Annotated in this window: 20 protein-coding genes; 13 read left to right on the top strand and 7 right to left on the bottom strand. The window is 59.0% G+C overall.

Annotated elements, in window-relative coordinates:
* Positions 1-53 precede the first annotated feature (53 nt).
* From PG731_RS02400 to PG731_RS02385, 4 genes are all read right to left on the bottom strand, one after another.
* Complete coding sequence (locus PG731_RS02400; protein ID WP_442952639.1) at positions 54-1595, bottom strand: amino acid permease; 1542 nt, start codon at positions 1593-1595, stop codon at positions 54-56.
* The gene (locus tag PG731_RS02395; protein ID WP_438271472.1) at positions 1592-2422 is read right to left on the bottom strand and encodes a trimeric intracellular cation channel family protein; all 831 of its coding nucleotides are present in this window, start codon (positions 2420-2422) and stop codon (positions 1592-1594) included. Before PG731_RS02395 ends, PG731_RS02400 begins: the two co-directional genes overlap by 4 nt.
* Positions 2423-2563: 141 nt before the next feature.
* On the bottom strand, positions 2564-3700 hold the full coding sequence (locus tag PG731_RS02390; protein ID WP_270771893.1) for a VIT1/CCC1 transporter family protein: 1137 nt from the start codon (positions 3698-3700) through the stop codon (positions 2564-2566).
* A 58-nt stretch (positions 3701-3758) separates the two neighbouring features.
* Positions 3759-4073 (bottom strand): YtxH domain-containing protein, encoded by a 315-nt coding sequence (locus PG731_RS02385; protein ID WP_270771892.1) that lies wholly within the window; start codon positions 4071-4073, stop codon positions 3759-3761.
* Positions 4074-4240: 167 nt separating this feature from the next.
* Between PG731_RS02385 and PG731_RS02380 the strand changes: the two genes are divergently transcribed.
* Positions 4241-5014, top strand: coding sequence for an alpha/beta hydrolase (locus PG731_RS02380; protein WP_270771891.1), 774 nt, complete (start codon positions 4241-4243; stop codon positions 5012-5014).
* Between the two features lie 213 nt (positions 5015-5227).
* On the opposite strand, the gene PG731_RS02375 is transcribed toward PG731_RS02380, so the two are convergent.
* Positions 5228-6250: a PfkB family carbohydrate kinase gene (locus PG731_RS02375; protein ID WP_270771890.1), complete on the bottom strand. Its 1023-nt coding sequence runs from the start codon at positions 6248-6250 to the stop codon at positions 5228-5230.
* A 39-nt stretch (positions 6251-6289) separates the two neighbouring features.
* Here PG731_RS02375 and PG731_RS02370 point away from each other — a divergent pair, with 39 nt between their 5' ends.
* The 6 genes from PG731_RS02370 (at position 6290) to PG731_RS02345 (ending at position 15503) form a co-directional block, all read left to right on the top strand.
* On the top strand, positions 6290-6670 hold the full coding sequence (locus tag PG731_RS02370; RefSeq protein WP_270771889.1) for a hypothetical protein: 381 nt from the start codon (positions 6290-6292) through the stop codon (positions 6668-6670).
* 9 nt (positions 6671-6679) lie between these two features.
* On the top strand, positions 6680-11929 hold the full coding sequence (locus PG731_RS02365; RefSeq protein WP_442952638.1) for a DUF3418 domain-containing protein: 5250 nt from the start codon (positions 6680-6682) through the stop codon (positions 11927-11929).
* Between the two features lies 1 nt (position 11930).
* Positions 11931-12437, top strand: a complete 507-nt coding sequence (locus PG731_RS02360) for a SprT-like domain-containing protein (protein ID WP_270771888.1) — start codon at positions 11931-11933, stop codon at positions 12435-12437.
* A 242-nt stretch (positions 12438-12679) separates the two neighbouring features.
* A complete protein-coding gene (locus PG731_RS02355) occupies positions 12680-13237 on the top strand; it encodes a phosphoribosyltransferase (RefSeq protein ID WP_270771887.1) in 558 nt (185 codons plus the stop codon).
* Positions 13238-13320: 83 nt separating this feature from the next.
* Positions 13321-14052 carry an AAA family ATPase gene (locus tag PG731_RS02350; protein ID WP_270771886.1) on the top strand — a complete coding sequence of 244 codons (732 nt, stop codon included), beginning with the start codon at positions 13321-13323 and terminating at the stop codon, positions 14050-14052.
* 68 nt (positions 14053-14120) lie between these two features.
* Entirely contained in the window at positions 14121-15503 is a 1383-nt protein-coding gene (locus PG731_RS02345) for an MFS transporter (protein ID WP_270771885.1), read from the top strand.
* 8 nt (positions 15504-15511) lie between these two features.
* Here the strand turns inward: PG731_RS02345 and PG731_RS02340 are convergent, their stop codons facing one another.
* Entirely contained in the window at positions 15512-16000 is a 489-nt protein-coding gene (locus tag PG731_RS02340; RefSeq protein ID WP_270771924.1) for a low molecular weight protein-tyrosine-phosphatase, read from the bottom strand.
* 43 nt (positions 16001-16043) lie between these two features.
* Positions 16044-16796: a 5'-methylthioadenosine/S-adenosylhomocysteine nucleosidase gene (gene mtnN, locus PG731_RS02335; protein WP_270771884.1), complete on the bottom strand. Its 753-nt coding sequence runs from the start codon at positions 16794-16796 to the stop codon at positions 16044-16046.
* Between the two features lie 53 nt (positions 16797-16849).
* Between mtnN and PG731_RS02330 the strand changes: the two genes are divergently transcribed.
* The 6 genes from PG731_RS02330 (at position 16850) to putP (ending at position 25047) form a co-directional block, all read left to right on the top strand.
* The gene (locus PG731_RS02330) at positions 16850-18628 is read left to right on the top strand and encodes an L-serine ammonia-lyase, iron-sulfur-dependent, subunit alpha (RefSeq protein ID WP_270771883.1); all 1779 of its coding nucleotides are present in this window, start codon (positions 16850-16852) and stop codon (positions 18626-18628) included.
* A 556-nt stretch (positions 18629-19184) separates the two neighbouring features.
* On the top strand, positions 19185-19448 hold the full coding sequence (gene nrdH / locus PG731_RS02325; protein WP_270771882.1) for a glutaredoxin-like protein NrdH: 264 nt from the start codon (positions 19185-19187) through the stop codon (positions 19446-19448).
* 189 nt (positions 19449-19637) lie between these two features.
* Positions 19638-20054 (top strand): class Ib ribonucleoside-diphosphate reductase assembly flavoprotein NrdI, encoded by a 417-nt coding sequence (gene nrdI, locus PG731_RS02320; RefSeq protein ID WP_270771881.1) that lies wholly within the window; start codon positions 19638-19640, stop codon positions 20052-20054.
* Positions 20024-22180, top strand: a complete 2157-nt coding sequence (gene nrdE, locus PG731_RS02315; RefSeq protein WP_195224580.1) for a class 1b ribonucleoside-diphosphate reductase subunit alpha — start codon at positions 20024-20026, stop codon at positions 22178-22180. Before nrdI ends, nrdE begins: the two co-directional genes overlap by 31 nt.
* A gap of 264 nt (positions 22181-22444) precedes the next feature.
* Positions 22445-23284 carry a hypothetical protein gene (locus PG731_RS02310; RefSeq protein WP_270771880.1) on the top strand — a complete coding sequence of 280 codons (840 nt, stop codon included), beginning with the start codon at positions 22445-22447 and terminating at the stop codon, positions 23282-23284.
* Between the two features lie 266 nt (positions 23285-23550).
* Positions 23551-25047 carry a sodium/proline symporter PutP gene (gene putP / locus PG731_RS02305; protein ID WP_270771879.1) on the top strand — a complete coding sequence of 499 codons (1497 nt, stop codon included), beginning with the start codon at positions 23551-23553 and terminating at the stop codon, positions 25045-25047.
* The last annotated feature ends 113 nt before the right edge of the window (positions 25048-25160 follow it).

Genomic DNA, 25160 nt, shown 5'->3' with positions numbered 1-25160 from the left:
CTCCACCACTTTTCAGTGGAGGAGCCTCAATCTCTATGACCAGCGTGTATTGACTACTTCGCAGAACGCTGTGCCATAGCTTCACGGATGAAGTAGATCGCGATGATGATCAACGTCAGGACGCTCATTGCGATCAGCTGCTGGCGGGCCTCGGGGTTCCATGCCATCAGGCAGGCAACCAACACCAGCGACGCGATAACGAGGCGAGGTAGCCAGGGCCAGCCCGGTGAACGCAGGACAATTGATCCTTCAGCTTCGAGCTTGGGGTGCAGGCGAATTTGAGCGACCAAGATGAAAACCCAGATCACTAGCAGAACCATGCCGACAGAGTTCAGCAGAATTCCAAGGAGCGATTCGGGGAGCAACCAGTTCAACGCCACCGACACCAGGGCGAAGAAGATAGAGACCGAGACGGCTCGACGAGGAGTGCGTCCTTCAGCAATGTCACCGCTCGCCCCTTCGGTGGCTACGCGGTCCTGAAGCGACTCCGCTTCCTCATCGGCCACAAAGGTAGCCGAGGTGGTCGATGAAGCGTGGCCGGCCTCGTTCATCTTCGACGAAGACACACCGCGACCAAGCAGCCACTTCATGCCCATGCCACGCGCGGACAGCGAGTAGGCGATGCGGCTCGAGGCGTAGATATTCGCGGAGAACGCTGACACGAGGGCGACGAAAACGACCGCTTCCATAATCACACCGACCGCGGGAATACCCGCCATGTTCAGCACCGCGGCGAACGGGCTGGTTGACATTTCCTTCGAGTCCCAGCGCAACAGGCAGATCAACAGGATGACCGAACCGACGTAGAAGATCAGGATTCGGCTGATCACCGAACGAATTGCGGCGGAGATTGCGACCTTCGCGTTCTCAGCTTCGCCGGCAGCGATCGTCACGATCTCAATACCGCCGAATGACGTGATAATCGCAAGAAGCGCGACCGCGATACCCGCCAGACCCGTCGGCGCAAAACCGCCGTGGCCCAGAATCGTCTGACCGATTGACTCGGTGCGACCGGGGACGATTCCCGTCACCAAACCGATACCGATCAGCAGGAAGACAATGATTGCCAGGACTTTGATGCCGGCAAGCCACGCTTCAACTTCACCGAAGTCGCGCGCGGCCATCAGGTTCACGCCACCCAGCACAACAACGATTGCCAGAGCCACAACCCACTGCGGAACCGACGGGAACCAGCTGACGAAAATCGCTGCCGCACCCGTAATTTCGAGACCCAGCACCATCACCAGCATCGCCCAGTACAACCAACCGGACGTGAAACCTGCCCAGCGGCCGATACCGACCTCGGCATAGGTGGAGAAGGAACCGGTCGACGGCAGGGAGCTTGCCAACTCCGACAGCGCGAACATCACCGACACGGCAATCAGTGCCGCAAGAACGTAAGACACCAGGACGGCCGGGCCCGCTTCCGAGACCGCGACGCCGGTACCGAGGAAAAAGCCGGCGCCGATCGCGCTACCCAGCGCCATCATCGACAGGTGGCGTGTTTTGAATGTCTTACGAGGCCCCCATACGGGCATCGTTGCTTCGCCGCCCGCTTTAGGGGCGGTCGTTGCCGGTGAGCTCATGGTTTTCATGCGCCTTTCGTTGAATCAGAGCTGGGATTGTTCCCTGAAGAATCTGAAGATCCCGTCGACTGTTCGTGAGTTTCATTCGCCTTTTGAGCCTGTTCCTCAAGAACTGCCGTTGCTAGAGCTTTCTTTGCTGCCGGTGACATCAGGCGTCGCAACTGCGACGACGTGACCGTCAGCGTCCAGTCCCCCGCTTGGGGAAGCTGCCACTTACGCCAGTGGGATAAAACAGTGAAGCCCATGCCGACGATCGTTGCGGCGAGCATTCCGATGATCGGCAGATCGTACTTCCAGAAGATCACCGTAATCACAGCGGACGCGAACGCCGGCGTCGCGTACAGGTTGTTCCCGCCAAAAACTTGGGGGACGTTTCCGGCTGAAATATCACGGATTGCACCGCCACCAACTGCGGTGATGATGCCCAGCATGATCGCGGGAAGAACGTCAAACCCCGCGTCGAGAGTCTTCAACGCGCCGGTTGCTGCCCAACACCCAAGCACGGTGCCATCGGCGACCAGCAGGGCAGTACGCCACGGACGCGAGTCCAGCTTCCAGAGCATCGCGATACCTGCACCCAGTAGTGCCGTCCCCAAATAAAAGGGGTCAGTTAAAGCAACCGGAGGCCCCACCTGGAGCAGAACATCGCGGAGCATGCCACCCGCGAGCGCCGACATGATCGCGAGGACCGCAAAACCGACGGCATCAAAGCGCTTCATGCGTGCCAGTCGACCACCGATGATGCCATTCAGCAACACGCCAATCAGGTCGATGGCGCGAAACAGATCCGGTAACGCATGGTTGAGGGCTTCAAGCACACGGACATTGTGGACTATCTTGGCTTTCCGTGGTGTGTGTGTTCACCAGACGGCGCATACTGAGGCGCATTGTGAGACGCAGACGGATACGGATCTGCTGGTTGGTGGTCCGCTGTGGAAGGCGTCTGGTTTCCTGCGGGGCATCGTCTATTGCGCGTACTAGGCGACCGCGGTGCCGAATGCTAGGCCCAGCAGGTAGGTGATAATCGCAGCACCGTAGCCGATTGCCAGCTGGCGAATTGCGCGAGGGGCGGGCGATTGACCAGAGAGGATACCGACGACTCCGCCGGTGCAGAGCAGAGCGACACCGACGATCGCGGCGGCGATGGCGATTGCTGTCAGACCGGAGAGAGCGAAGAGGTAGGGAATCAGGGGGAAGAAAGCGCCGATCGCGAAGAAGAAGAAGGACGAGGCCGCCGCATGCCACGGCGTACCAACCTGTTCGGTGGCGCCAGCGTGAGCTGGTAGCTCGCCTTCGAGTGCGGCACGCACCGCGATGACACCGGACTCTGAGCCGGCGGGGCGGGCGACCTGGGTGAATACCTTTATGGCGTGAGCACGCGCTTCTTCGGGACTTTCGCCACGAGCACGGAACACGAGTTCCAGTTCGTTCGCGTCAACGTCGAGGTCCGGGACAGCTTGGTGTGCTTCGGGATCGGGGATCGATGCGTCGAGCAGTTCACGTTGGCTGGTGACGGACACCCATTCACCGGCTGCCATGGAGAGCGCGCCGGCCAGCAGACCAGCAACGCCGGTCGCGAGGACGAGGTGCGGTTCCATTCCGGTTGCGGCCACACCCAGCACCAGGGCAAGGTTCGAAACCAAGCCATCGTTTGCTCCGAAGACTGCGGCGCGGAAGGTTCCGGCCAGAGTTTCACGGGAGCGAGCAGTGAGCCCACGGATCACTTCGCCGTGAATGTGCTCGTCAGCGGCCATTTGAGCCGTCGCATCATCGTCGGCGTCATAGGTGGTGCGCTGTTCGGCGCGCTGGGCCATCGCCAGAATAAAAATGGTGCCGAACATGTGCGCAAGCCATGCGCCAAGGCGAGTACGAAGGCGCGGACGAGGCGCTGGAAGCGCTTTATCTCCTAGCAGGGACAGCCAGTATTCCTCGTGCCTGCGTTCAGCTTCGGCAAGCTTCAGAAGAACCTCGCGTTCAGAGCCGGTACGGCGTTCTGCGAGGGACCGATAGGTGCGCGCTTCCATGCGTTCGTCAGCAAGGTGGCGACGCCAGCGCTTGATCTGCGCTTTCGAAACGTTCTTCGGACGCTGCGGAGTGGGATACGTGTTAGTCATTCAACGACTCCGTGACGTTCTGTCACTATTCGTTCACGAAGGTAGAAACGAATAAGAATCAGCTATTTTCGCGACCAACGACTTGAATTTCGATGTCATCGTCGACGACGGGAGCCGGCTGACTTTGAGTTGCCGAAGCACCGAAGAGTCGCTCTTTTACGACGTCAGCAACCTTGTCGGTGACGCGCTCACCCTGCTCGCGGACAATGTCCGACACCTTTTCGCCCGCTGCATCGAGGGGCTTTGCGACGACCGGGAATCGGCGGAGTTTCGATGCGCCAATGCGGATCTTCTCGTACTGTTCACGACCAGCTTTCGTGCCCAGCACGTAGCCGGCTCCAAGACCAAGAAGCAATCCAAACCTGGTTCCCATGAAAACTCCTGTTTGTCGTGACGCTCGGCGAAAAACCGGCGCGATCTGATTACTTCAACCCTACAGGCAGAACAATCCAATCAACGATCAAGATTGAGAAGTTCACAAACGTACACCTAGCGGGATTGCGGTCGCTTGATTGTTCCATTCCCACTACGTTGGAGTTCGTGAGTGAGATCCGAATCCTGACCCCTCGTAGCGTTTCGCTGGCGGGGACGTTCATTAACCCCGTTGACACTGGTGACGCAGCGGTTCTCTTCTCGCATTCGTTCCTCGCTGATCGTCACTCGGCTGAACACTTTGATCGTCTTGCTCGTCTCTACCGCGCGGCAGGCTACGCCACGCTCGAGTTCGATTATTCGGGTCACGGTGAGTCCGGCGACGAAATTATTACCTTGGACGCTGAGGTTGAAGACCTGCGTGCAGCGTCCGGTTGGCTTGCCGACCAGGGGTTTGCTCGCCAACTCATTCATGCGCATTCATTCGGCGCGACGGTGGCGCTAGCAGCTCGGCCGGTCAATGTGCTCGCCTACGTTTTGTCCTCACCATCGCTTGGTCCTATGTCGGTCGATTGGACACAGATTTTCTCTGACGACCAGTTGCGCGACTTGGAAGAGATCGGCGCGACCACGATCGCTGACGACTCACCTTCGATCCGCCGACAGTTCACAATCTCGAAGCAGACGCTGATCGACTTGTCGCTGACCGATTCGGACAAGCTTCTGGCCGGCTTGGAACAGCCGACCTTGGTGATCCACGACAGCGTCGACGCCGAGTTCGGTCTGCTTGCCGCCACGCAGGACGTGTTCCACCTGCTACCCGACGGCTCGCGCGTCGAAATCGTCTCTGATGCATCATTTGGCATGGGTGAAAAGGTCGAGGCCCTGGATGCTCCATCGCTCGAATGGGCGACCCGGTGGGTGCCCGTAGTTCGTCGCTAGCGCGACTGCACGTAGCGAGGTCGGCGTGTCTGGACTCCGTTGAGTTAACACCGAAAAATCCGGCATCGACAGTTTATCGCCCACCCAAACAACACCGGCCACAAATGGCGAACTACTGCGGTTTCCATATGGAAATATGTATCAGAGCGCGAGGATTTAGCCATAGGTTACGCGAGGATTTAGCCACACCTAACGCGAGGATTTGACCATACCTTAGGCAAACGAGCCGAGGAACTCCTCGACCGCGGTCACCACTTCCGGCGCCTCGCACCACGAACGTGTACCAAACTTCGTCGTCGAGAACCCGGCGATACGCGACGCAAAACGAATCAAATCACTCGGGTCCTTGGGTATTGGCGCATCAGCTACGTGCAGTCTGCCCACCGCCCATGCGAACGCACCGTGGAAAACGTCGCCCGCACCCAGGGTTGAGATGGCATCCACCTGATCAACCTCGGTTTCACCTTCTCGCCCATCCCAATACCACTGCACCGATTCGCATCCTCGCGTGCGGATCGTCCGCGTAATTCCGAAACCGGCGAGGAAGCTGGCAACCTCGGGTCCGGTCGGCTCATTCAGCAACGGCGGACAGAAGTCAGCAGACACCACCGCAATATCAACGAACCCCAACAGCGGGGTGAGCCACGGCTTCCACGACCCACCATCAAGGATCCGCTGGTGCGACGGCTTGGCTTCTAGGTGCACGAAAGGATCCTCATCAGGACCGGGCTCCCCCAATGTCCCCACCCGCAACACGCAGTCGGCAATCGCAGGATTGTGGCCGTCAATAAGGACAACGTCCGGAGCTCCGCCCTGGACCAGTACAAAGTCGAGCAGATTGGCGGCCTCGTGCACGTCGATGTCGATCCGCGCATTGGTGGAAGCGACCATCCTGCCACCCGGGTGCTCAACTATGGAGGAAATCGCGGGCGTCTTCTGCACTGAATCCGCGCTGGTCGCATCCAGCAGATGCACGCCGGCGCTGGCGAGGTCCGCGCTGATCGCGCTGGCAATCATCCCCTCACCGATGGCGCTCAGCAGACTGATCGACGAGGCTGCCTCCCTAGCGCACCCCGCGGCTTTCTCAAGGGCGGAAAGGGTAACCGCAGCATTCGTTGCCGGGCCGCCCGCTGCCATCACATGATCCGTGGAGGTTGTTTTGGTGGCAATATTTGGCTCGTGGTCGAGGGCATGGATGACGTCAAGTGTCGTCAGACCAGCGAAAAGTGCGTGCATAACTCAATCTTGCCCACAACGCTTCACACTCGCATCTTTGTGGGAAGAAATGACAGGGTCTTCGATGCCGCATCGACAAAGAATGATGCGTTCACTGCCCCCTATATTTCCGACAGGCTGATGTACGGGCTCCAAAACGGTTGCTTCAACGTGTGTGGCATGCCGGGTCAGATCGCAGAACAGATCGAACAGAACACGGTTCGAACAAACCTGTGCCGCAAGGGAGCAAAACTCGCCGCCTGTTCAATGATCAGCACCATTGACGGATCTCCCATTTCGCTACGGATGGATCCGAACGGCATGACAGTCCTTGGCGTAGGGCGTGAATACGAGGCTACTTATCCACAAGTAGCTATTGGTCGTGGCACTTATCCACACGCGCACTGTTCTCGCTCCGCACGTGTGAACGTGCCTCGTTAGACTGGGCGGGTGCCAGAAAAACCAGTGCCTTCCAATGAATCGGGGTCGCCTCAGCGCGGTCGCCGTGGCGGTGGAACGCGCCCGCAGAATTCTGGCACGTCAAAAAAGGGCACTGCGCGCAAGGGGCAGAAGCGTAAAAGTCGCGGAGGGCAGAAGCCTCGTACTCCCATAGATTCCCCCGAGCGCAACGGACACTCTGCTACCCAGCCACACCACAATCCTCGTCGTAGGCGCAGTCCTCAACGCGAACACGCGCACACGTTTAAGCCATTCACTCCCGAACAGCTGGCCGCGCGCACAGCCGCAATCCCCGTCGTATCTTTCCCTGACCTGCCGGTCAGTGCTCGCCGCGACGAAATCGCTCAGGCGATACGTGACCACCAGGTTGTTATCGTTTCTGGTGAAACGGGTTCGGGTAAGACCACGCAACTCCCGAAGATCTGTATGCAGCTGGGTCGTGGCGTCTCCGGAATGATCGGACACACTCAACCCAGGCGTATCGCAGCACGTTCGGTCGCTGACCGCATCGCTGAAGAACTCGGGCAAAAAGTTGGACGCGAACCTGGCCAGGTTGTCGGCTATCAGGTGCGTTTCACGGACGAGGTCGGGCCCACCACCCTAGTCAAACTGATGACCGACGGCATTCTGCTGGCAGAAATCCAGTCCGATCCGTTGCTTCGTCGCTACGACACACTGATTATTGACGAGGCCCACGAACGCAGCCTGAACATTGACTTCATCTTGGGCTATCTGGCTCGCCTGCTTCCGGCGCGCCCGGACTTGAAAGTCATCATCACCTCGGCGACGATCGACTCGAAGCGTTTCGCTGAGCACTTCGGTGTGTGGGATGGTCTGCCCGGTCGTGGGACGTTGAAGCAGCCGGCACCTGTTATTGAAGTCTCGGGTCGCACCTTTCCCGTCGAAATCCGCTATCGCCCCCTCACCGCTGACGTGATGACGCACTACTCGTCGTCCACGCCGGGCACTGACCAGAAAGCGGGCGACGCCTCGTCGATGGAAGACGATAATCTGAACCTAGGCGCAGAACAGCTGGTCTTGGAAGACTCTGACGATGATCTGCCGTCGCTCGGGTACGGGCTCGGCGAGGACACTGATGTTGAGACAGCGATCTGTCACGCCGTTGACGAACTTGCGGGTGAGGGCGACGGGGACATCCTTGTTTTCCTGCCGGGCGAACGCGACATCCGCAATACCGAACAGGCACTACTCGACCATCTGGGTCCGCGCGGGGTAAAAGCGGGTGAGACCGCGAAGGCTCGCCCGACGGATATTGAAATCGTTCCGCTGTTCGCGCGCCTGAGTGCAGTCGAGCAGCATCGCGTATTCGAGAACCACCGACTACGCCGCGTTGTTCTGGCAACCAACGTTGCGGAAACTTCGCTGACTGTCCCGGGCATTCGCTATGTCATTGACCCTGGTTTTGCGCGTATTTCTCGCTATTCCAACCGGACGAAGGTGCAGCGACTGCCGATTGAAGCGGTGTCGCGGGCCAGCGCTAATCAGAGGGCTGGACGCTGTGGTCGCGTCGCTGATGGCATCGCAATCCGCCTCTTTTCGCAGCGTGACTACGAGAATCGTCCTCGCTTCACCGAACCGGAAATCCTGCGCACCTCGCTCGCGTCGGTCATCCTGCAGATGGCGGCGCTGGGCCTCGGTTCAATTGCCGACTTCCCCTTCCTCGACCCGCCCGAGCACCGCGCGGTTCGCGATGGCATCGCGACTCTGGTGGAAATTGGCGCTCTCGTAGAAGATGACAAGGCCACGCACATGTCTTCGCCATTGAGCACGAAGGGCGTGGATTCAAACAGTGCTGGTGGCGTAGGTTCAAGGCGTTCCTTTGGATACCGCTTGACTGCAATTGGTCGTGATTTGGCGCGGTTGCCGATTGATCCCCGGCTGGGGCGAATCCTTCTGGAAGCCGACGTCAACGGCTGTGCTTCCGAAGTCCTTGTCATCGTGGCTGCACTTTCAATTCAGGATGTCCGCGAGCGCCCCACTGAACATCAGGCGGCTGCCGATGCTGCTCATGCTCGCTTGGCGGATCCCAAGTCTGACTTCGTCACCTACTTGAATTTGTGGCGCTACTTGGCAGTCCAGCAGAGGGATCTATCGGGTGCGGCGTTCCGTCGCATGTGTCGGGCAGAGTTCCTGCACTACCTGCGTTTTAGCGAGTGGCGTGACGTTGTTGTTCAGTTGCAACAGATGGCGCGTCCGCTCGGGTTGGATGTGCATCCGATTGATATTCCGTCGTCTAGCGATGTTGTTCATGCGGCTAAAGTGGGCGGTTTGACTGATGCGGCAGCGCGTGCGGTTGTGGCCTTCACGGATGGTTCGCGCAGTGTGGATGCCGACCAGATTCACCGATCACTGCTTGTTGGTTTCCTGTCGAACTTGGGTTCGTGGGATCAGGCAAAGCGTGATTATCAGGGTGCTCGCGGTACTCACTTCACAATTTGGCCGGGTTCAGGTTTAGCGCGATCACATCCTGCGTGGGTGATGACCGCTGAATTGGTTGAAACCAGTCGCCTCTTTGCTCGCACTGTTGCGCGGATTGATCCGGTGTGGATTGAGCCGGTGGCTCGCCCACTGTTGAAGCGCGTTTATTCCGAGCCTTTCTGGTCGAGCGCCAAGGGTGCGGCAATGGTGAAGGAAAAGGTCCTTCTCTACGGGCTGACTTTGGTTGCCGACCGTCCTGTCTTGCTAGGGCGTTTGGGTGACCAGGTGATTGACGCGGGTTCAGATTCACGCTCGTCTCGGGTGGTCACGGCAGGTTCCTTGGCCGGAATCGCTCAGGGCCTGCTGGGCGTACCTGCGTCGGATCGTCGTTCTCGTACCGAGATCGGCTCTGTTGGCCGTGACTTCCTTGCGATGGCGTTGGCTGATGCCCTCAATCTGCCGTCGACCAGCTTCGATACATCCAGCGATGGCGACGACTTAGCGAAATTGGCTCCCAGCAATGAAACGCCCGAGCAGTCGAATAAGGCATCTTCGTCGAGCACCACCCCGCCGATCGATGAGGTGGAGATCCCGGCCTCGTCGACCACTGACACTGCACTGACGGCGCGGATACTCGCCCGTGAAATGTTCATCCGCCACGCGCTGGTGAACGGCGAATGGCGCGAACGCCACCGCTTCCAAAAGACGAACGATGAGCTACTGGAGCAGGCGCGCGAAGTCGAACGACGCTCGCGCACCCACGGTTTGGTTGCTGACGAGGACGCGCGTTTCGCGTTCTTCGACGACCTGCTTCCCGACGATATTGTGTCTGCCGGGCATTTCAATCGCTGGTGGAAACACACGCGCCAAAAGCATCCTGACCTTCTGACGTATACTTCTGCCCTGCTTCTTCCGCGAGGGATCGGCCAAGATGCTGACGGTTTCCCCGATACCTGGGAATCGAACGGTCTGAAGCTTGATCTGTCGTATGCGTTCACGCCCGGCAGTGCGCGCGACGGCGTCACGATGACAATCCCGATTGAGGTCCTGCAACGCGTCAATGATGGTGGCACGGACTGGTTGGTTCCCGGCATGCTGATCGAGCTCATTACTGAGTCGATTCGTGCTCTGCCGAAAGCTCAGCGTCGTCTACTTGCTCCCGCGCCCGAGGTCGGCGCTCAGGCCGGAGCATGGATGGAGCGCGCGCTCGCGGGAACCTTGACCGAAGCCGAGTCCGGCGTCGCTTCACAACATTCCGGCGCAGCCACGTCGTCCAAGAACGGTGACGAGGCTTCTACGGAGGTCGATCCGATGAGCCTGACGGCAGCGATGGATCGTCTTGCTCGCTGGGGTGCCACGACGGGGAATGCGAAGCAGAATGATCGTGGAAAGAAGCCTGCGCCGATGCCAGAACCTCAGGCTGAAAAGACACCCGCGACCCCACCACGGTCGGCGGTGATTGATTGGTCAAGAGAACGCCCTTCATTCAGCGAGGCTTTCCGCACCGCAGTTAGGATTCTGCGCGGAGTCGATCTGAGCGATTCTCACCTTGCGCACGCTCACGGCAACCTACCCGCGCATCTGCGGATGACATTCAGCGTTGTTGATTCGCACGGCGCTGAACTCGGTTCGGGCACCGACCTCACATACCTGCAGCGCACGTTGGCAGCGTCAGCAGACAATGCGATTCGTGACGCGGTGCGAGGCGCTGTCGCCGAGGCTCTTCTCGACGCCACACAGGATCGCTCCAATCGACGAGGCCACCCCAGTTCGCGCAATGATAGTTCGCGTGCGGGCTTCAGCGAAGCGAAGACCAACGCTGGTCATGCGCATTCAGATTCCGATGGTTCCCCCGAGGTTGCTACTCACCTGCACGTTGATGGGCTGACAGATTTCCCAGCTGACCCGCTTCCCCGGTCGATTGACTCTCCTGGTCAAACATCCAGCTCGCAAGGTACCCAGGTGATGACACTGCGTGGCTTCCCCGCGCTTGTCGCTCAAGGTAGCGCCACAGATCCGAGCGCTGGCGTAAGACTCATGGCGAATTCGAATGACGCTGACCGCCATCATCGCGAGGGCCTTGCACGCCTGTTGGTTCGCCGAGTTCGCTTGCAACAGACTCGAGTGACGACACGTTGGACGGGACGTCAAGCTCTGATGCTCGCCGCATCGCCCTACCCGGATACCGCTGCGCTGATTGCGGACGCCCAGTTGGCTTCCGCCCTCTCGCTAGTAGATGAATTGTCAGGCCAGGCCGGCCCCGGGGCGATTCGAGACGCAGCCTTATTCGAAGACCTTGCCAATCGCGCACGAAACCTGCACGAGGACAGGGTCTACGAGATTCTCGGCTACGTTGTACGAGCCATGGAAGCCCACGGCGATGTTGAGTCCGCGATCCGCTCTCACACGGAAGAATCCATGCGCGAAACAGTTGCTGACGTGCGAGATCACGTTGATTCTCTGATGTATCCGGGTTTTGTTTGTGATACGCCCCTATCGGCGATGCCTCACTTGGCGCGCTATTTGAGAGCTGGAGCGATGCGTATTGAACGCGCAGCCTCGTCCCTCAGAGCCCTTGATCGCGATCTGGAGGATATGGACCGGATTCACGAGATCCTCGACGCTTTGGGCGAAGCCGAAGAGAGCGTTCGCGCGCGCCCTTACAACGCGAAGTCGGCTACAACGATCTCGCACGTACGGTGGTTGATTGAAGAACTGCGCGTCTCCTTCTTCGCCCAACAGCTGGGCACGCCCAACAAGGTGTCGGCGAAACGCGTCCTCGGCCTGATTGAGACGATCTGAAATGGATCGACGAATCGCACGAAAAGAAGCGCGCATACTGATGGACGCCGCCGAACTGGGCGACTGGACATTCAAATTCGACACGGCAAAGCGCCGAGCAGGATCCTGCGTCTACCGGGCGAAGACGATCACTCTGTCCGGACCGCTCACCGATCTCTATGATCGGGACACCGTTCGTGGCGTCATCCTCCACGAAATCGCGCACGCCCTTGTCGGCCCAGACCATCACCACGATGCAACCTGGCGGAAGGTTGCTCGCGATCTGGGCGCACCCGATGACGCACGACTCCCCTCGCATCTGCCTTCCCCGGACGAACCCTGGGTCGGAACCTGCCCCAAATGCGGAGCACAACGCAAGCTCTACCGACCGCCGCGTCGCGTCACTGCCTGCGGACACTGCGCGCGACACTTCGACGTCGAACGCATTCTGACCTGGACATATAAAGGGCATCCACGTAACCCCGGCACCGCCTACCTCAAAGAACTTGGGCGCATCGAACGCGCCTGAGGCCACCCAAAACCGCGCCGGTAGCAGGCTGGCAGGCTGAGCAATCGAGCGCGGCCTCGTCCCCCACGCGCACGAAGTTGCGCAACTGAACACGAACAGTGACACGACCATCACTTCCGCACCCAATGTCGGTATCACCCACCGCGCGCGGAGTACTACTCTTGTCCCTAAGTTCTTTATTTGGTTTATTTGGACGGCCCACCCATAGCCGACCACCATAAAGCCACTACCCAGGGAGTGACATGACGGATCAGCCGAACACCACCACTGCTCAGTCCACGGACGTTCCCGACGTTGCAGATCGCGAGGTTCTCACGTGGGAAGGTTTCGGCATTGCAAGCCGTGAACTCACTCAGCAGATCGTTGACTCCGGCTGGATCCCCGAACTGATCGTCGCCATCGCGCGCGGTGGCCTGATCCCTGCGGGCGCCATCTCCTACGCAATGGACGTCAAGGCATGTGGCACCATGAACGTCGAGTTCTACACCGGCGTTGGCGAAACCCTCGAAGCGCCGGTCCTACTTCCTCCGCTCATGGATATTTCCGCGATGGAAGGCAAGCGAGTCCTGGTCGTTGACGACGTCGCAGACTCCGGCAAGACCCTCAAGATGGTCATGGACATGATCGCCGAAGACGGCCTGTCCCTCGACGGTGAAAACCAAGTGAAGGTTGACGCGCGCAGCATCTGCATCTACAAGAAATCACGCTCGATCATCACCCCCGACTACATCTGGGCAGAAACCGACAAGTGGATCAACTTCCCCTGGTCGACACTGCCGACGATCACGGCAAACGCCTGATTTCATCGAGCCGGTTGCGCGCGTCGCAGCCGGCTCTTTCATTTACCGTTTCCGCTCCGCCCTAGAACGATGAGGTTTCGAGCATGAGCACACACACTGACACCGCAGGCAATCAACCCGCTGGCTCCATCAGCGGATCGGCACCCTACGCCATCTACGGTGAACGCGCGTCCGCGTCACTGTCCGTCGCTCAACAGGTCGTTGACCTTGTCCTTCACCGGCTGGCAAACGGAGAAAACATTCGTGTCCTCGGTCTGACCGGCCCTCCCGGAACCGGGAAGACCACCGTTGCAGCCCTCGTCGCAGAAATCCTTGAAACTGCCGATGTTGCGGTGGCCGGCATCGCGCCGATGGATGGCTTCCACATGTCGAATGCCGTGCTGGACGACTTGGAGCGCCACGACCGCAAGGGCGCTCCCGACACGTTTGACATCTGGGGGTACGAGACCCTGCTGGCACGCATTCAAGCGAGCGAGCACCCCGTTTTTGCTCCCGACTACAACCGTGGCCTGCACGAACCTGTCGCAGCGTCCATCCTGATTCCAACTGAGGGCATCGTCATCACCGAAGGCAACTACCTAGCATTCGACGAACCGGGGTGGCGCGAGGCTCGCGGGCACATTGACTTCCTTGTCCACATTGATACGCCGACAGACGCTGTCATGCGGCGCCTCGTCACCCGCCACGAAGCATTCGGGAAATGTCGCGCAGATGCCGCCCACTGGGTGCGCACCGTGGACGCCCCCAACATTGAGTTGGTCGCCGAATGCGCATCGCGCGCCGATGCGATCGTCTCGCCCCAAACAGGAGAGTAACGGTGACATCGCGCGCTCGGCGCACACAATAACCCTTGATATTGCTAGGTATTGCTAGTGTTTCATACATGACTGACAGCCTCACCTCGCCTAACGCCGATGAGACCCGCCCTTTAGACCAGGAGAACGCGGATCCCGTGGAGGTGGCCTCGTCTATGAGCGAAACCCTCGACGCACCCGCGGAAAACGACCCGCATTGGAAGCGTCGCGTCACCCTATTCCTGATCGCGCAGGCGATTTCCCTGTTCGGCTCCTCGATCGTGCAGTTTGCGATCATGTGGTACCTGACGCTGACGCTCAAGACCGGGTGGGTCATCACCCTGTACGCCGTTGTCGCTTTCGTCCCCCAAGCGATCCTGTCTCTGTTTGGTGGCACGCTTGCCGACCGAATGAACCGTCGAACGGTGATCGCCGTTTCCGACTCGATCATTGCGCTGGTCACCCTAGGATTGGCAATAGCAATGATGGCGGGCGAAACCTCACTCTGGCTGATCTACGGCGCGGTCTTCATTCGCTCCGTAGGCGCCGGCTTCCAACAGCCCGCGGTTGGCGCGCTCTTACCACAGCTGACCCCAACCAGTCAGCTCATGCGCGTGAACGGCATTAATCAGACGATTAACTCGGCGATGGCGCTGCTGTCTCCGGTGGTCGCGGGCGCAGTCTACGGCTGGGGTGGCCTGGTTCCTACCTTCTGGATCGACGTTGTCACTGCCCTGATCGGTGTCGGTATTGTCCTGACGATCCCCGTTGCGACGCTGCGAGGTGGCGGCGAAGATGAAAAGTCGTTCGCTCACGATCTGATGGACGGCCTGCGCTACGTCGCGGGACACCGCACGATCCTCTGGCTGATAGTCCTCTACACGGTAATCTTCACGCTGATCGTCGCACCGAGCTTCATGGTGCCACTGATGATCGCGCGCGACTTCACCGACGCTGTCTGGCCGCTGACGGTCATGGAAACCTCATTCTCAGCGGGCATGGTGCTGGGCGGTCTGGCAATCGCGACCTTTGCCGTGAAGTGGAATCAGAGCCGGATGCTTCTCTACTCGTGCGGGAGCTTCGGCCTGTTGTCCGCCACCCTTGGCCTGACGCCATTCCTGGGGACGACCGTCGGCCTGTTCACCCTGTTCGTACTGACGTTCATCATCGCGCTACTAATCCCGTTCTTCTCCGCACCGGTCATGACACTGGTTCAGACCACGGTCGAACAGACGTACATGGGTCGCGTGTTTTCGCTGATCAACATCGTTGCAGTGCTCGGTATGCCAATTGGCATGATCGCATTCGGGCCGCTGGCTGATCGATTCTCGATTCAGTGGATCTTCATCATCAGTGGCATCGTCGCGTTCGGATTCACGGTTGTGTCATTCATGGCTGAGCCCGGCCGCGAGGTTCTGAAAATGAGCGGGCAACCCGCAACTCAGCGTGACAATGACACGGTCACTGCCTAGTCGCTTCGTTACTTCGACAGCTCTTCCACGATGAACGGCGTCGTGCGCTCAATCGTCTCGAGTGTCTCGACAAAGTCCTGATATCCGCCGTACCACGGGTCGGGGACATCACGGTCTGACGGAGTAGCCTGCGGATCAAAATCACGGAACAAACGGATATCAGGCCCAGCGGAACCTCGTGAATCAGAAGCCGCACCGGCACTCAGCCCGGCGCGATCGCGAAGGCGGTTCAATGCAGACAGGTGATGGCCGGTCATCGCAAGGATCAGATCCCAGTCCGCCAGTTCGCTCATGCGGATCTGGCGCGCACGATGGTTGGGGACCTCGTGGCCGTATTCACGCAAGACCCGAGCAGCGCGACGGTCGACCGGGTTGCCTTCTTCTTCGTCGGAAACTCCTGCGGAATCCACGACGATATCGACGCCAGCGTCGCGCGCGGCTTCAAGCAGAATCTGGTGGGCCATCGTCGACCGGCAGATGTTGCCGGTGCAGACCATCAGAACTCGTTTCACTGGGATCCTTCCGATTTAAAAATGCAGGTTAGAGCGTTAGGAACGTGCGGACCGCGAGCGCGCTAATGCCGGCTGCCTTTTCGGAGTCCATGTGGAAGTCCTGGTCGGCAGTGGGGCCACACAAGTCGGAGACGGCGCGCAGGCTAACCCAGTCAACACCGCTGGACCAGGCGACTTCCGCCATGGCGCAGGTTTCCATGTCAGCGCCAATAGCATCCGGGAATTTTTCGCGCATGGGCTGGGCAATGGGGGCGGTGATGAACGAGTCGGAGGACAGGACGCGACCGGTCATGACGGTGAGGGCGTCGGACTTGGCAAGCAGGGCGACGCGAGCAACGGTTTCGTCGGAGGATCGGTAGTCTTCGGGCATCTGCGGGACCTGGCCCATGGCGTAGCCGAAGGCGGTGGCGTCGGCTTGGGAGTAGATGGTCGAGGTGCCGGCAGCGATGTTGGAAACGTTGATGTCCGCGGCGAGTCCACCGGTGGTGCCCGCTGCGATGACGATGGGAGTATCAACCAGCGTGAGGGCGCGCGCGGTCGCGGACGCGGAGTTCGCCAGACCGATTCCGCTTTTCACAAGCAGAACGTCGTGACCGTCAAGAGCACCGAGCGCGAAGCGCTGTTGTGCGTGGCCCTCCATTCCGACGACGAGTTCGGTGACGGTGTCGCTACCGGCGCAGGGGTGCAACGCGGCGCGCAGGGGTGCCGCTTCCATTTCCATAGCGCATTGGATGATGGCGACGACGGTCGGACGAACGGGAAATTCGATGCTGATTGTCATAGCGCCCAGTCTACGGTTCGCTCTTACGGTGACGAAAGCGCACAATAGTTCGCATGACTTTTGACGCCGCCGATTCTCCGACCGCTCTTCCGCTTGCTCAGGTGACGCCAGATCGTTTCGCCGCTGGCGAGGCAACTCCCGCTGCCGTGCTTTCCGGTGAGGTTCCCGCTTCTCAGGCCGCGCACCCCCTGTCGGTTTTCGACATGTTCCGCATCGGTATCGGCCCGTCGTCGTCACACACAGTTGGTCCGATGCGCGCCGGTCTTGCGTTTACAGGCGAGTTGGCGTCGTTGCTCGCCAGAGATGAAGGGGACGAGGCCGCCTCCACGCCTCAACGTTCCCCCGAAGAAGGGGCGGAGTCTAAGGCGCCGTGCCGCATTATGATCGACCTGTTCGGTTCGCTTGGCGCGACGGGTCGCGGGCACAACACTGACCGCGCAGTCTTGCTGGGCCTTGCGGGCTACAGCCCGGAGAGCGTTGAGATCGATACGGTTGAGGGTATTTTCCCGACGATTGCCGCGACCGGTTTCTTGCCGACTCCGTGCGGTCAGGTTCCTTTTGATATTGCGCGCGATATTCGTTTCGTTCCGCGCACGGTGTTGAAGTATCACGTGAACGCTCTGACGATCACGGCGTGGCGCGAAGCTGATGGCCACGAGAAGATTCTGGAGCACACCTATTACTCGGTGGGCGGTGGTTTCGTGATGGTGCAGACGAATGATGACGTGAATAATCCTCAGGTCGCATCGCTGGCGACCGGCATGAGCGCCGCGACAATTGATGCTCCTGCGCCGTTCCTCTTTACGACCAGTGCACGCCTGCTCCACGAGTGTAAGCAGTCTGGTTTGCGCATCTCCGAGCTGGTTCGTCGTAATGAAGAAGCTGTGCGAACTGCTCAAGAAGTCGATGAGTATTTGGATGCGATCGCGGACACGATGTTTGAGTGCGTGGATGCCGGAACCAGTGCCAGTGGCATTCTTCCGGGTGGTTTGGATGTCCCTCGTCGCGCGAAAGCACTGAGCACAAAACTGTCCGAACGTGCTCGCACCGGCTGCGAATCGCTTCCCGGCGCACCCTGGGCCTCGAGCCCCGACGACCCGATGCGCGCGATGGACTGGGTGAACCTGTTCGCGCTGGCGGTCAACGAAGAGAACGCTGCCGGCCACCGCATCGTCACCGCGCCGACGAATGGCGCCGCGGGCGTGATTCCTGCGGTCCTCGGCTACCTGGTCTCCTACTGCCCTGAAGCTGGTGCAACGATTGGTGCCGCATCGGCTCCGGCGCTGTTCGACTCACCAGAGGCTCCTTTGGCTCGTGTGCGTTTCGGCTCAAAGGGGGTCGAGGTTCTTTCCGACGCTTCCGACATTCACGGGGAGGCGTGGGCGCGCAGGCGTAAGACAGTCCATGATTTCTTGCTTGCAGCAACGGCGGTTGGCTCGCTGATTAAGACGAACGCGTCGATTGCTGGTGCTGAAGTTGGCTGTCAGGGCGAGGTTGGTTCAGCGGCCGCGATGGCGGCCGCAGGCTTGGCCGAAGCATTGGGTGGAACCCCCGAACAAGTTGAGAATGCCGCGGAAATTGCGATGGAGCATTCACTGGGGCTGACCTGCGACCCTATTGCTGGCCTGGTTCAAATCCCCTGCATCGAACGTAATGCGATCGCCGCGGTGAAGGCGATTAACGCGGCGCGTATGGCCCTCTGGAGCGATGGTCGGCATACGGTGTCGCTGGATGCCGTCATTGAAACGATGCGCCAAACCGGCAACGACATGCTGTCGAAGTACAAGGAAACGTCGGCGGGCGGCCTGGCCGTGAACGTCGTCGAATGCTGAGCTCACATCATCTGCTCCCACTAGAGTAGGGACATTTACCTCTAGTAACGGTACCCAACAGGCGCGCCACTAGTAGTAGTGGTTCATCTACCACGACCCCTACATATAGGGACGGTGTACTCAATCCACCCCCTACATGTAGTGGTCTGGCATATGCGACACGCCGACGCCACACACGAGTTTTGAGGCAGTTTTTTCCATTCGCATTCGAGGTTATCCACAGGTATGCACATATGTGTTCGCCCTCCATGCACATGCGTGTGGACCCGGAACCGAAGAATGACAATCGTGTAATTTCCGCATAATCATGCCCTCTTTGAGGGGCTCTGTAAAACGGTTTACCTATGGTTCAACGGACAATTCTTATATGAACAGTAAGTCCATCCACACCGTATTCACAGATCCGCCTCCCTCTATCCACAGGCTGAGTCACACAACGTTACGACCACAACATGTTGTGTCTATTCCTTCAAGCACCCACAAGGTGTAGTGTTAAGACATCTTCGGGATAACCCTTGAAGATACGCGTTTCCATCCCTTTAATTTGGAGAATCCCATGACGATCACCGTCTACTCGAAGCCCCGTTGCCCCCAGTGCGACGCAACCTGCCGCGCTCTCGACAAGCAGGGTCTTGACTACACGAAGATCGACGTGACGGAAAACCTCGAAGCGCTCGATTACATCAAGGGCCTCGGCTACCAGCAGGCTCCCGTCGTCATGGCTGGCGATAACCACTGGAGTGGCTTCCGCCCGGACCGCATCAAAGCCGTCGCCGTTGCGGCAGCTGCCGCAACTCCCCTCGCAGTCGGCCAGGCCTGATCTTTTCTTCTGTCCCGGCTACCGATAGGTGGCCGGGGCGAACTGCGTTCAAGGACAGAGTTTCACGAACGCGATGACGATCCCCGGCGACATTCTCAAACAGTACTGAGGTGTCCGACTTCATCAATAGAATCAAATCGCACCTAGGCGCACGGCGCACCACACCACAGCACAAACGGCAGGTCCATCATGGTGAACATCGTTTACTTTTCCTCAGCAACCGGGAATACTCGCCGGTTCGTTGAGAAGCTTGGCTTGCCCGCACAGCGCATCCCGCTGCTGAAAAGCGACGAGTTCCTGCACGTCGACCAGCCCTACGTGCTGATTGTTCCCACATACGGCGGGGGCAACCTCAAGGGCGCGGTTCCCAAGCAGGTCATCGCCTTCCTCAACGACCCGGGTAACAGGTCTCACTGCGTGGGAGTCATCTCATCAGGAAATACGAATTTCGGCACCGCGTACTGCCTCGCAGGCGATATCGTTGCAGCGAAGCTGGGTATCCCCCATATGTATAAGTTCGAGCTACTCGGAACCCCCGAGGACGTCTCACGAGTTCGAGAAGGACTGAAAGAGTTTTGGCAGAAAATCTCACCGACACAGGCGTAGAAGAAATCAGTAACCCAGAGCTCGATTACCACGCTCTGAACGCCCAGCTGAACCTCTACGATGCCAATGGCAAGATCCAGTTCGACGCGGATCGTAAGGCAGCTCGCCAGTACTTCTTGCAGCACGTCAACCAGAACACCGTCTTCTTCCACGACCTGGAAGAAAAGATGGAATACCTGGTTGAAGAGGGCTACTACGAGCAGGCTGTTCTGGACCAGTACGAGTTCCAGGACATCAAGGACCTGTTCAAGCGCGCCTACGCGCACAAGTTCCGCTTCCCCACGTTCCTCGGCGCGTTCAAGTACTACACGTCCTACACGCTGAAGACGTTCGACGGTAAGCGCTACCTGGAGCGTTTCGAAGACCGTGTTGCGATGGTCTCCCTGTACTTGGCTCGCGGAGATGTGAAGCTTGCCCAGCAGTTCGTGGATGAGATCATGGCCGGCCGTTTCCAGCCTGCAACCCCGACGTTCCTGAACGCTGGCAAGGCTGCGCGTGGCGAACTCGTGTCCTGCTTCCTGCTACGTATCGAAGACAACATGGAGTCGATCGCCCGTGGCATTAACTCTGCTCTTCAGCTGTCGAAGCGCGGTGGTGGCGTCGCCCTGTCGCTGACGAACCTGCGTGAAGCCGGCGCTCCGATTAAGAAGATCCAGAACCAGTCCAGTGGCGTTGTCCCGGTCATGAAGCTTCTGGAGGACTCCTTCTCTTACGCGAACCAGCTGGGTGCGCGTCAGGGTGCGGGTGCCGTTTACCTCAGCGCACACCACCCGGACATCATGCAGTTCCTCGACACGAAGCGTGAAAACGCTGACGAAAAGATCCGCATCAAGACCCTGTCGTTGGGCGTTGTGATCCCCGATATTACGTTCGAACTCGCGCGTAACAACGAGGACATGTACCTGTTCAGCCCCTACGACGTCGAGCGCGTCTACGGCGTTCCCTTCTCTGAAATCTCCGTTTCTGAGAAGTACCGCGAGATGGTTGACGACGGCCGCATTCACAAGAAGAAAATTAACGCTCGTCGTTTCTTCCAGACCCTCGCTGAAATTCAGTTCGAGTCCGGCTACCCGTACATCGTCTTCGAAGACACCGTGAACCGCGCGAACCCGATCAAGGGCCGCATCACGATGTCGAACCTCTGCTCCGAAATTCTGCAGGTGTCCGAGGCCTCGACCTACAACGCTGATCTGACCTACAGCCACGTCGGCAAGGATATTTCCTGCAACCTGGGTTCGTTGAACATCGCGAAGACGATGGATTCTGAGGACTTCTCGACGACGATCGAGACAGCGATCCGCGGTCTGACCGCTGTCTCCGACCTGTCGGATATTCAGTCGGTTCCCTCGATTGCTCGAGGCAACGCGATGAGCCACGCGATCGGCCTGGGCCAGATGAATCTGCACGGTTACCTTGCTCGCGAACACGTCATGTACGGTTCTAAAGAAGCTCTGGACTTCACGAACATGTACTTCCTGGCTGTCGCCTACGAAGCAATCAAGGCGTCCTGCCTGATCGCGAAAGAACGCGGCGTCTCCTTCGAAGGCTTCGAGGATTCACAGTATGCGTCCGGCGAGTACTTCGAGAAGTACATCAATGGCACGTGGGAACCGACCACGGACAAGTGCCGTGAGTTGCTCGCAAAGTCGACGATCCACATTCCGACGGCTGACGATTGGAAGGCTCTAGCCGCCGATGTGAAGCAGTACGGCATGTACAACCAGAACCTGCAGGCGATCCCGCCGACCGGCTCAATTTCGTACATCAACAACTCGACCTCGTCGATCCACCCGATCGTTTCTCAGATTGAGATCCGTAAGGAAGGCAAGATCGGTCGCGTCTACTACCCGGCTCCGTACATGACGAACGAGAACCGCGAGTACTACGTGGACGCCTACGAGATCGGCCCGGAGAAGATCATCGACACCTACGCGGTTGCTACTCAGCACGTGGATCAGGGTCTGTCGCTCACGCTCTTCTACCCGGATACCGTAACGACGCGTGATATTAACAAGTCCTACATTTACGCGTGGAAGAAGGGCATCAAGACCCTGTACTACATGCGTCTTCGTCAGATGGCGCTGGAAGGCACCGAAGTTCAGGGTTGCGTGTCCTGCATGCTCTAAGCATTCAGTCCGCCACCTGTCTCCCGGCGCGGTGGTAGTTGGCCACTGAGAATCCCGGCCTCGTTGATGTGAATTCACGAGGCCGGGATTTCTTTTCCCACTTTCATATTGCGTTGCCCGCACAACTAGGGAATTGCTCGGTTGTTGCACTCTGACGAAAACGGGACGTTACGGGGTTGATCGGGGGTTAGTCAGGGGAGTCCCCACTATCGGGGTGCACCCGCCTTTCTTAGACTGGTATCAACATCAAGGTGAGGAGACATTATGACGGATCAGCAGCCGAGCCCCGAAGAAGCCGAAAAGCAGGAAGGCACCCCAGCTGAAGAGCAGGTCGTTGAAGCAAACGCTGAAGAAGCAGAGGGAGCACCTGCGAATACTGACTCAGCAGAGCCTGTTGCACAGGAGAACGCTCCAGAAGAAGAAGCAACAGAACTGCTCCCGACCAAGGAGACGACTGAGCTTCCCGTTGGCGATTTCACCGTGGGCGCTGTCGAGGAAACCACGGTGCTTCCCACTAAGGAAACCGCTGAGACGACGGAACTTGCCAGCGAACCCGCCCCTGAAGTGAAAGACGCTGAGGCACAAGTAGTCGAGGATTCAACTCCGACTCAGCCGACGTGGCAACAGAATCCGTGGGCATCGCCGGCGGGCGAGCAGTCGGCAAACGCAGGCCAGGGTGCCTACACCGCACCGCAGTTCGATCAGCAGAACCCTTACGGGCAACCGGGTGTCCAGCCTGGGCAACCATACGGCCAGTACGACGGCGGTCAGTATGGGGCAAACGGCTTTGGCCAGGCGCCGTATGGGATGACGTTCCAGATGACTCCTCTGGCGCAGGAATTGAAGTCGAATTCGAACATCGTCCTGATCCTCGGCATTCTCGGATTGGTGCTCATCGGTCTCTTTGGTTCGATTCCCGCGTGGCTGTGGGGTAATTCGATCCTGCGCCAGGCTCAGCAAAACGGGGTCAGCGCCAACATCGTGTCGAATGCGAAGGTCGGTCGCATTCTCGGCATTGTCGGTGTTGCCTTGTGGGGCGTTGCGACAGCGTTTGTCGTGTTGATATTCCTGATAGCCGCGCTCATCGCACTGCTTGCTGCGTGACGCTCTGTTGGTGAGCTCACCGCATTCACCGAACTGACTCTCCCGCCCACTGCAACATTTCGGAAGCATTCTCCAAAATGTCGCAGTGGGCGGTCGTTTTTTCGCGCAATATTTCGTCCCAAAAACATGTGCGACTAAAGTCCTAGAGGTGTTATGCTCAACACAACCCGATGCAACGGTGCTTCGGGGCATCCCCGCCAGCACGCTGGCTCCCAACCCGCACACCACCTCGGGCCCCGGTGATGCGACAACGCTAGGAGCTCCCCATGACTGAGACTACTTTCCAGGCCGTGGCGATGATCATTTACCTATTGGCGATGGTCATGATCGGTCTTTTCGCATACAACCGCACTAAGAGCCTTGACGACTACATGCTCGGTGGCCGAGATCTTGGCCCCGGCGTCGCAGCCCTTTCCGCAGGCGCAGCCGACATGTCCGGCTGGCTCCTCATGGGCCTGCCCGGTGCGCTCTACCTCAACGGCCTGATCGAAGGCTGGATCGCAGTTGGCCTGACCGTCGGCGCATGGCTGAACTGGAAGTTCACCGCCCCCAGACTTCGCGCATACTCGAAGATCGCATCGAACTCGATCACCGTTCCATCGTTCCTCGGCCAGCGCCTACGCGATACCTCCAATATTGTTCGTATCGTTGCCGGCCTTGTCATCACCGTGTTCTTCACGTTCTACGTTTCATCGGGCATGGTCGCCGGTGGCGCGTTCTTCGAATCATCATTCGGCATGGACTACCACCTGGGTATGGTCATCATCGCTGCGACGACAGTGCTGTACACACTGGTCGGTGGATTCCTTGCCGTGTCTTGGACCGACGTTGTTCAGGGCATCATGATGCTGATCGCGCTCATCCTGGTGCCGGTTGTGGGCGTCATCCACGTTGGTGGCTTCTCCAATCTGATGAGCGAAGTGAACCGCATCGATCCGACGATCTTCTCGCTCACTCACGGTGAAGGCGCCCTGTCCGGCGCAGCAACCCTCGGCATCGTGTCGGCGCTCGCATGGGGCCTCGGCTACTTCGGTCAGCCACACATCATCGTCCGCTTCATGGCACTGCGTTCTACCGCGGAGGCCAAGCAGGGTCGTCGCATCGGCATCAGTTGGATGCTCCTGTCCGTGATTGGCGCAGGCATGACAGCAATTGTCGGCATCGCCGTCTACCAGCATGACGAAGGAAAGCTCGCGAACCCGGAAGGCGTCTTCATCAGCCTCGGGCAATTGCTCTTCCACCCCTTCATCGCAGGCTTCATGCTTGCAGCGATCCTGGCCGCCATCATGTCGACCATTTCGTCTCAGCTTCTGGTGACCTCGTCCGCACTGGTCGAAGACATCTACCGCGCCTACACGAAGCGCGAACTGAACGGCGCTGACGGTGTTCTTGCTGGCCGTATCGCGGTTGGCGTGATCGCTCTGATCGCAGCGCTTCTGGCGTGGCCACGATCCGACTCGATTCTGGGTCTGGTGGCGTTCGCCTGGGCCGGCTTCGGCGCATCATTCGGTCCAATCGTGATCCTGTCGCTGTACTGGCGCACACTCACCTCGGCAGGCGCAATCGCCGGCATGGTGACCGGCGCGGTCGTTGTTGGCATCTGGGGCAACATTTCGGGGGGCGTCTTCGACCTGTACGAGATCGTCCCCGGTTTCCTTCTGAACCTCATCGTTGCGGCCGCCGTGTCACGTGCAACATGGAAGCCGAACCCGGAAATTGACGCCGAGTTCGACCAGACGATTGCAGAAACTCAAGGCATCTGACGCCTCAGCTTCGCGCTACTTCGCCACGAATGCAGGTGGCGCGAAGCAGTCAGATCCCTCTATTTCAGAATTGACGAGGCCACCTCGCCCACTGAACCGCCACGGCCTGAAAC

Origin of the sequence: Pauljensenia sp. OF14-1SRA (assembly GCF_027694595.1) — a bacterium.
GTDB lineage: Bacteria > Actinomycetota > Actinomycetes > Actinomycetales > Actinomycetaceae > Pauljensenia > Pauljensenia turicensis_B.
Note: the sequence above shows the minus strand (reverse complement) of the source record. Positions and strands in the feature narration are given on the sequence as shown.